The 8,703-nt window shown below is 71.0% G+C and carries 9 protein-coding genes; 3 read left to right on the forward strand and 6 right to left on the reverse strand.

From position 1 onward, the window contains the following. Together smpB and AB3X43_RS01325 are read left to right on the forward strand one after the other, a co-directional pair. Nucleotides 1-489 (forward strand): SsrA-binding protein SmpB, encoded by a 489-nt coding sequence (gene smpB, locus AB3X43_RS01320; protein ID WP_369428089.1) that lies wholly within the window; start codon nt 1-3, stop codon nt 487-489. 2 nt (nt 490-491) lie between these two features. Next, a complete protein-coding gene (locus tag AB3X43_RS01325; RefSeq protein ID WP_369428090.1) occupies nt 492-1,535 on the forward strand; it encodes an acyltransferase family protein in 1,044 nt (347 codons plus the stop codon). 4 nt (nt 1,536-1,539) lie between these two features. Here AB3X43_RS01325 and AB3X43_RS01330 read toward each other — a convergent pair whose 3' ends face one another. The 5 genes from AB3X43_RS01330 to AB3X43_RS01350 all read right to left on the reverse strand — a co-directional run bounded on the left by AB3X43_RS01330 (nt 1,540) and on the right by AB3X43_RS01350 (nt 6,378). Continuing rightward, nucleotides 1,540-2,742, reverse strand: a complete 1,203-nt coding sequence (locus AB3X43_RS01330; protein WP_369428091.1) for an ABC transporter permease — start codon at nt 2,740-2,742, stop codon at nt 1,540-1,542. Between the two features lie 15 nt (nt 2,743-2,757). Further along, a complete protein-coding gene (locus AB3X43_RS01335; RefSeq protein ID WP_369428092.1) occupies nt 2,758-3,966 on the reverse strand; it encodes an ABC transporter permease in 1,209 nt (402 codons plus the stop codon). A 1-nt stretch (nt 3,967) separates the two neighbouring features. Continuing rightward, complete coding sequence (locus AB3X43_RS01340; RefSeq protein ID WP_369428093.1) at nt 3,968-4,696, reverse strand: ABC transporter ATP-binding protein; 729 nt, start codon at nt 4,694-4,696, stop codon at nt 3,968-3,970. After that, entirely contained in the window at nt 4,693-5,871 is a 1,179-nt protein-coding gene (locus AB3X43_RS01345; RefSeq protein ID WP_369428094.1) for an efflux RND transporter periplasmic adaptor subunit, read from the reverse strand. Before AB3X43_RS01345 ends, AB3X43_RS01340 begins: the two co-directional genes overlap by 4 nt. Nucleotides 5,872-5,982: 111 nt before the next feature. After that, nucleotides 5,983-6,378, reverse strand: a complete 396-nt coding sequence (locus AB3X43_RS01350; protein ID WP_369428095.1) for a hypothetical protein — start codon at nt 6,376-6,378, stop codon at nt 5,983-5,985. A gap of 34 nt (nt 6,379-6,412) precedes the next feature. Between AB3X43_RS01350 and AB3X43_RS01355 the strand changes: the two genes are divergently transcribed. Then, entirely contained in the window at nt 6,413-7,237 is an 825-nt protein-coding gene (locus tag AB3X43_RS01355; RefSeq protein ID WP_369428096.1) for a metallophosphoesterase, read from the forward strand. On the opposite strand, the gene AB3X43_RS01360 is transcribed toward AB3X43_RS01355, so the two are convergent. Beyond that, nucleotides 7,197-8,703, reverse strand: a 1,507-nt coding sequence (locus AB3X43_RS01360) for an ATP-binding protein (protein ID WP_473965041.1), incomplete at its 5' end; no start/stop codon positions are given. The two genes, AB3X43_RS01355 and AB3X43_RS01360, sit on opposite strands and share 41 nt — an antisense overlap.

Here is an 8,703-nt window from a genome sequence, read left to right on the forward strand (position 1 = left end):
ATGTCCACCGCCCACACTTCCGCCACCATTGCAGAAAACAGAAAAGCGCATTTCAACTACCACATCGAGGAGCGCCACGAGGCGGGCGTCGTGCTGGAGGGCTGGGAGATCAAGGCCATCCGCGAAGGCCAGGTGCAGCTCACCGACGGCCACGCGGTGATCAAGAACGGCGAGCTGTTCCTGATCGGCTGCCGCATCAACGCGCTGCGCAGCGCCTCCACCCACGTGCGCCCCGAGGCCGACCGCACCAAGAAGCTGCTGATGCACAAGGCGGAGATCAAGCGTCTGATCGGCAAGGTCGAGCAGAAGGGCTACACGCTGGTGCCACTGAACCTGCACTACAAGGGCGGGCGGGTGAAGGCCGAGATCGCGCTGGCCAAGGGCAAGGCCGAGCACGACAAGCGCGACACCGAGAAGAAACGCGACTGGGAGCGCGAGAAGGGCCGCCTGATGCGCCACAAGGTCTCGAGCCCGCGCAAGGACGCCTGAGCATGCGGCTGGTCGCCAGCAGCACGGGTGCGGGCGAACGTCTCGCGGTGCTGGATGGCTGGCGCGGCCTCGCGGTGCTGACCCTGCTCGCAGGCCACTTCGTGCCGCACCTGGGGCTCGACGCCCCGGCCTGGTCGGCCAACTTCGGGCGGGTCGGCGTGGAGCTGTTCCTTGCGCTGTCGGGCTGTCTGATGGGCACGCTGCTGTTCGAGCGGGAGATGGCACTGCGGACATTCGCCGCGCGGCGCTTCGCGCGCATCGTGCCGTCGATGTGGGTGTTCCTGGCGGTGGCCTGCGGCGTGACCCTGCTGCGCGGCGGGCCGCTGACAGCCACGTCGGTCGGCCTGAGCCTGACGGGTTGGGCCAACGTCCAGCCACTGCTCGATGCCGGCGAGCAGCCGGTGCGGCTCGGGCACCTCTGGTCGGTGTGCGTCGAGCTGCAGGGCTACGCCGTGCTCGGCGGGCTGGCAGCTGTCTCGCGGCGCTGGCGGCTGGACCCGGTCGTGCTGATCGGCACCGTGGTCGCACTGGGCTGGGCAGCGCTCGGGCTGCAGGTCGCATGCGGTGCGCCGCTGCCCTACTACACCACCTTCTGGCGCCCGGACACACGGCTGACCGCGATGCTGCTCGGCACGCTGTTCGTGGCCATGCACGACCGCGACCGATGGCGGTGGGACCGGCTGCCAGCGTGGCCGCTGGTGCTTGGCACAGGCCTGCTGCTGCAGGTGAATCTGGTGCCGGACGTGTTCAAGTACACCATCGGCGCGGCGCTGATCGCACTCGGCTGCGCAGGGTTGTCGCGGGCAGCCGGGCCGGGGTCGCGCTGGCTGGGTCATCCGGCGTTGGTCGCCTTCGGGACCGCGTCCTACAGCCTCTACCTGTGGCAGCAGATCTTCTATGCCGACAAGGGGCTGCTGCGCTGGCCGGTGGCGCTCGCGATGGCGGTGCTCACGGGGTTTGCCGCACACCACCTGTGGGACCGCTGGCTGCACCAGTGGACGGCGGCGCGGCTGGAGCGCCAGCGCTGGCGGCCGCGGGCCATCTGATCGGCTACTCCGCGCGCAGCGCCTCCACCGGATCAAGCCGCGCCGCCCGTCTCGCCGGCATCACCCCCGCGAGCAGCCCCACCGCCATCGCCAGCCCTTCGGCCAGCACCACGAAGGGCAGCGGCGTGCTCACCGGCAACGCCGGCAGCAGCAGGTGCGCCCCTTGCGCGATGCCGATGCCGATCGCCAGCCCCAGCGCGCCACCCACGGCCGACAGCACCACCGCTTCGCCCAGGAACAGCGCCAGCACCGTGCGCCGCCGCGCACCCAGCGAGATCAGCAAACCGATTTCCGCCGTGCGTTCGGTGACGGCGATGGTCATGATCGTGACGATGCCGACGCCTCCCACCAGCAGCGAGATGCCGCCCAGCGCGCCCACCGCCGCGGTCACCACGTTGAGGATGTTGGAGAGCGCGCCCAGCATGTCCGCCTGGGTGACGATGGTGAAATCCTCGCGGCCGTGGCGCGCCTTCATCAACGTGCGCGCCTGCGCGACGACCGCAGCGGAGGAAGTCGCGTCGGTGTAGGTCAGGTGCAGCTCCATCAGCCCCGGGCGGTTGAACAGCTCCATCGCCCGCGCCACCGGCACATAGGCCACGTCGTCCAGGTCGATGCCCAGGAACTGCCCGCGCGGCGCCAGCACACCGACGACCCGGAACTGCTGCGTTCCGATGCGGATGCGCGCGCCGAGCGGGCTGTCCGCGCCAAACAGCTCGCGCTTGAGGCTGGCACCGAGCACCGCGAAGTTGCGCGCGTGCGCCGTGTCCTCGTCCGGCAGGAACTGGCCGACCGACGTCGACAGGTGGAAGGACGGCAACAACGCCGCGCTTGTGCCGTAGACGATGGCACGCCGCACGCGGCCGTTGGCGCCCATCTCGGCGTTGCCGGTGACGCCCGGTGTGACGCCGACCAGATTCGGGATGCGCAGGCGCAGCGCATCCGCGTCTTCCAGCGACAGCGGGCGCACCGACGACGGAAAGCCTGGGTTGGTGCCGCCGGTCGACACCTTCCCCGGCGACAGCGTGACGACGTTGGTGCCGATCTGGCTGAACTCGGACAGCAGAAAGCGGTGCAGTCCTTCGCCGATCGAGGTCAGCAGAATCACGGCGGCGATGCCGATGGCGATGCCCAGCAGCGTCAGGATGCTGCGTGCACGCTGGGCCGTGATCGAGCGCCAGGCCATCGTGAGGGTGTCGGCGATGCGCATGGTGGCGTGCCGATCTCAGCGCTTCGAGAGTGCAGCGACCGGCTCCAGCGCCGCCGCCTTGCGCGCCGGCAGCACGCCGAACAGGATGCCGGTGGACAGCGCCGTGCCGAGTGCGGCGAGCACGGCCCACGTCGGCGGCCAGGCGGGAAAGGTCGGATACGCCGTGCGCACGGCCAGCGCTCCCGCCTGCCCGGCCAGGTAACCGACCACCGCGCCCGCCACCGACAGCAGCGCCGCTTCGGTCAGGAACACCGCCCGGATCGTCGCTGCCGGTGCGCCCAAGGCCTTGAGCAGGCCGATCTCGGACGTGCGCTGCGTGACCGACACCAGCATCACGTTCATCACCAGCACGCCCGCCACCGCCAGGCTGATCGCCGCGATGCCCGCCACACCCGCCGTGAGCGCACCCAGCACGCGGTCGAAGGTGGCGAGCACGGCATCCTGCGTGATGACGGTGACATCCTCCTCGCCGTCGTGGCGGGTCTTGACCAGCGCCGTCGCCTGGCGCTTGGCGGCGGGGATGGCGTCGCGGTCGCGCGCTTCGATGAGGATGCGGAACAGCGTGTTCGAGTCGAACATCGCCTGCGCCAGCGCAACCGGCACAATTGCCAGCTCGTCCGAGTTCAAGCCCAGGCTCTGCCCCGCCGACGCCAGCACACCGATGACGCGCAGCCGCCGCCCGCCCACGCGCACGGTCTGCCCCAGCGGGTTCTCGGCGCCGAACAACTCGGTGCGCAGCTTGGCGCCCAGCACGATGACAGGCGAGCCGCGGCTCCATTCCTCGTCTGGCAGGAAACGCCCCTGCCCCATCGCCATGCGCCGCACCGCGAGGTACTCGGCCGTCGTGCCGAGCACCATCGTCTCGCGCAGCCGCCCGGCCAGCGCCACCTCCGACAAGCCCACCGCCAGTGGCGCGACCCGCCGGACCGACGGCAGCCGCAGCAGCGCGTGCGCATCGTCGATCGTCAGGTCGCGCGGCGTGGTGCTGACCGCATTGGCAGGGCTGAAGCCGCCGGTCTGCGAGCGGCCCGGCAGCACGATGACGAGGTTGGTGCCGATCGACGAGAACTGGTCGACCACATAGCGCCGCGCGCCATCACCCAGCGCCGTCAGCAGCACGACCGCGGCCACGCCGATGGACATCGCGAGCGTCATCAGCACGGTGCGCACCGGACTGCCGGTGGCGGCGTCGCGGGCAAAGCCGAGGATGTCGAGGGGCCGCATGTCAGGGGGCCATGGTCGCAGGCATCGCTGCGGGAGTTGCGGCCGGATGCGCGGTGTCGAGCTTCAGGCCACCGTCTTCCATCATCAGCCGCCGGTGCGCCCGGGCACCGAGTGCGGGGTCGTGGGTGACGACGACCAGCGTCATGCCCGTGGCGTTGAGCGCTTCGAGCAGGCGCACCACCTCATCGCCGGTGGCGCGGTCGAGGTTGCCGGTCGGCTCGTCGGCCAGCAGCAGCGCGGGCCGCATGATCGTCGCGCGGGCAATGGCCACGCGCTGGCGCTGGCCGCCGGAGAGTTCGTTGGGCTTGTGGTTCGCGCGGTTGGTGAGGCCATAGTCCTGCAGCGCCTTCTCGACCCGCTGTGCCCGCTCGCGCGGCGGCAGGCCGGCCAGCACCATCGGCAACGCGATGTTCTCGGCGGCGGTCAGACGCGGCACGAGGTGGAAGCTCTGGAACACGAAGCCGATGCGCCGGCTGCGCACCGCCGCCTGCTCGTCCGGCGACAGCGTCGTCACGTCGCGGCCTTCGAGCAGCAGGTGGCCGGTGTTGGGCTGGTCGAGCAGACCGAGGATGTTCAGCAGCGTGGACTTGCCCGAGCCGCTCGGCCCCATCACCGCCACGTACTCGCCCGCGCCGATGCGCAGGTCGAGCGAGCGCAGTGCATGCACCGCGCTGTCCCCGAGGTGGAAGACACGCTCGATGCCCTGCAGTTCGATCAGCGGCGCGGTCACGGCTTCGCGGCGGTCGTGGCCGGAGCGTCGACGGTGACGCGGGCACCGGCCTTGACGCCTTCGCGCTCCAGCGAGGTGACGATCCGCTCGCCGCCCTTCAGCCCGTCGAGCACCTCGGTGAACTCCCAGTTCGACACCCCGGCGCGCACCTTGTGCTCGACCAGCGTGTCGCCATCGACCACCAGCACCCGCCCGCCCTCGCCCAGCGCTGCCGCGGGCACGCGCAGCACCGCCTTGCGGGTGTCGAGCACGACTTCCACATCAGCGCTGTAGCCGACCAGCAGCGGGCCGGTCTTGTCCGGCCGGTCGAAGGTCACGTCGATGTCCACCGTGCGCGCCTGCTTCTCGACGGCCGAGACGATCGGTGCGACCCGCTGGACGCGCCCGGGAAAGGTCTTGCCCGGCAGCGCGTCGATGGTGATGCGCACTGGCTGGCCGGGCAGAATGCGCGGCGCGTCCACCTCGTCCATCGGCGCCTTGATGTAGAGGCAGGCGTCGTCGATCAGGTCGATGGCCGGCGGCGTGGGAACGCCCGGTGGCGATGGCGTCGAGTACTCGCCCACCTCGCCGACGATCTTGGCGACCCGCCCATCGAACGGTGCGACCAGACGCGTGCGGCTCTGCTCGACCCGGGTGGCACCGATGCGGGCTTGCGCGGAGACCACGTCCGAGCGCGCGGTCTGGCAGGCCGCGCTGCGGGTGTCGGCATCGGAGCGCGCGGCCTCCTCGCGGGAGACGGAGACAAACCCCTGCGCACGCAATTCGGTCTGGCGTTTCGCCTCGCGCACGGCGGCCTCGGCAGCGGTGCAGGCCTCGATGACGTGCTTGCGGGCCGTGTCCATCTGCGCGGCGGCCAGCGTCTGCTGCGCCTGCTGGTCGTCGTTCCAGAGCTTCATCAGCAACTGGCCCTTGCGGACGCGGTCCCCCTCCTTGACATTGAGCAACTCGATGCGCCCGCCCATGATCGTGGACAGCCGCGTGCGCTGGCAGGCCTCGACCGTGCCGGCGCGCGTGTTGGCGATGGAGGATTCGACCTGTCCGCGCCCGACCTCGACCGTGACCACGGCGATCGGTTTGGGTCGGCGCAGCCACGCCACCCCCCCGGCCACAAGACCGAGGACGACCAGCGCGATCAGACTGCGGCGCAGCCAGGGCGGGGAAAAAGCGGTGGTCATCGGCGCGGTCACGGTTTGTGCTGCAGTGCGAACATTCTGCGCGCCGCACGGTGGCTCCGGATACGGACCGCCACACAAGGTTGATCGTTGTCAACCTGACCGGAACCGTGCTCAGCAGGCGTATGACTCGCGGAACTCGGCCTCGCGCCTGATCTGCGCCACGACCCGCGCGGCATCGATGTGCAGCACCGTGCCGGAGATCAGCTGCAGGCGGCAGACCACTGCACCGCGGCGGTCGAGCGGCAGCGGCAGCACCTGCGCGGCCTGGCCAAGCGGCACGCCGTCGAGCAGCAGGCTGCCGTGCGCGACGCCGCCGAGCACCGGGCCATCACCATGCCAGGTCGCGCCCTCGAACACGAGTTCGAGCGGACGCAGATAACCGGCCAGACCATCGTCCACACGGCGGCAGGCCGCGGCGGCGAAGCGCAGGCGCAGCGTCGCAGGGGTGTCCTGGGTGGCGCCGGCGAGTTCGGAGTCGGACCAATGGAGGAAATAGGCAGCAGACATGCAGCCATCATGCCCCGAACGCTAGACTTGTCCGATGCGCCTGCAGATCTTCTCCGACCTCCACCTCGAACGCATCCCGCACTGGGAGCCGACCCCCGCCCCCGGTGCCGACGTGCTGGTGCTCGCTGGCGACATCGGCTCCTACCAGACCGGCTCGCTGCTGCCGGACGACGATTTCGGGTTGACACGGTTTTCACCGGTCCATGGCGCAGGGCCCTGGCGGCATGTGCTGTTCGTGCCCGGCAACCACGAATACGACGGCTACGAGCTGAGCGAAGCCGGCGTGCGCATGCAGGCGCTGTGCGCGCGGCTGGGCATCACCTGGCTGGACCGGCGCCAGGTGGTGCTCGATGGCGTGCGCTTCCTGGGCACGACGTTGTGGAGTGACTTCGACTCGATCGGGCCACGCGAGAAGGCCTTCCGCGCCGCGAACTTCTACCTGCGCAAGAACACCTGCCTGCGCGGCGGCGAACCGATGCTGGCCGAGTCGATGCGCGAACTGGCGCTGGAGTGCCAGCAATGGCTGCGCACGGCACTGGCCGAACCGTTCGACGGACCGACCGTGGTCGTGACCCACTTCGCACCGACGCTGGCCAGCGCCGATCCGCGCTACGGGTTGGCGCCGGGCACGGCCGGGTTCTGCAATGCGCTGGACGATCTGGTGGCACAGGCAGACCTGTGGATCCACGGGCATCTCCACTGCCCCGTCGACCACACCACGCGCGGCTGCCGTGTGGTGGCCAACCCGCTCGGCTACGCCATCAAGGGCGAGCAGGAGACGTTCCGACCGGCGGCCGCACTCACGGTGCCCCGGCGCTTCACAGCGTCGAGCACCGCAGCACGGATGCCGGCAGGCTGAGCCGCGCCAGGTCGAGCAGGTGCTGGTGGTGGGTGAAGACCAGCACCTGCGACCCTTGCGCGAAGTCGGCCAGCATCCGCAGCATCCGCACGGCACGGTCGTCGTCGGAGGTCATCAGGACGTCGTCCAGCACCAGCGGCAAGCGGGTGCCGCGGTCGCGGTGCATCTGCAGGGCAGCCAGCCGCAGCGCCAGGTAGAGCTGGTCGCGCGTGCCTTCGCTGAGGCCATCGACCGCCAGCGTGCGGCCATCGCGGCGGTGGATCTGCAGCACCGGCCGGTGTTCGTCGTCGCCCGGCTCGCTTTGCAGGCGGTCGTACTCGCCGCCGGTCATCGTCGCGAAGCAGGTGGATGCGGCGCGCAGGATCGGCCCCTGCGCCCGCTCGCGGAACTGCCCCAGTGCCTGCGCGAGCATGGCCTGCGCGAGCCGGGCACGCATCCACGGCACCAGCCCCGCGCGCACGGCCGCACCAGCCTGTTCCATGCGTTCACGGGCCTGTGCGGCCAGATCGCCCGAGTCGATGGCGTCGCGTTCGCGGCGGGCGGCTTCGTCGCGCTGCCGGGCCGCATCGAGACGCGGCGCCAGGTCGGCCAGCGCCTGCTCGCACTGCGCGGCCTCGACCTGGGCCTGTGCCAGATCGAGGTCGCCGACCAGCACGCGCAGCGCCGCTTCGTCGCGCCAGCCGCCTTGTGCCAGCAGATCGCGGATGTGGTCGCGCAGCTGCTCGGCCGCGCGCCGTTGCCGGGCGCGCTCTTCGGCCGCCGGCAGTTCGGCGTCGGTGGGCACACCCGCCGCTGCGCACAGTGCCTGTCGGGACTGTTGCAGCTGCTGCAGCGCGGCGACGTGCTGCTGGCGCCGCTGGGTCGCCTCGTCCAGGGCCTGCGCGAGCACCTGGCGGCGGCCTTCCAGACGCCGGGCTTCGTCGAGGCGCCGACCCAGGTCGTCGATCCAGTGGCGCAGGTCCGCCGACGGCGGCGGCTCCTGCAGAACGGCTGCCAGCTCGGTCGCCCTGCGTGCCAGATCGGCCTGCACGCGCTGCGCCCGCGCGTGGGCCAGCCGCGCCTGCGACAGCTGATCGGCGGTAGCACCTGCCTGGTCCCACTCCAGCAACCGCGCACGGACCGCCACCACGTCGGCCGTACCGGACAGATGCAAGGCCTCGCACACCGGCCGGAGCGCGGCCGCCATGGCATCGGCCAACCCGAGCAGGCGCTGCTCTTCGCGCTGCTCGCGCTGCAGCTGTTCCTGGCGCAGGGCCTGTTCAGCCGCCGCAGTCAGCGCGGCCTGCTCCTCCCGGGCGAAGGTGTCCTCGCGCTGGCGGGCGAGCGCCAGCAAGGTGGTCATCGGCGTGTGACCGGCGTCCGGAACCGACTCGGGCGCAGGCGAAGCCACGGCCTGCAGCGCCGCACCAAGTCCCAGGTGCACCTGATCGGCCACGGCTTGCGCACGCTGCCATTCCTGCGTCAGC

The organism is Sphaerotilus sp., assembly GCF_041083715.1.
GTDB lineage: Bacteria > Pseudomonadota > Gammaproteobacteria > Burkholderiales > Burkholderiaceae_C > Sphaerotilus.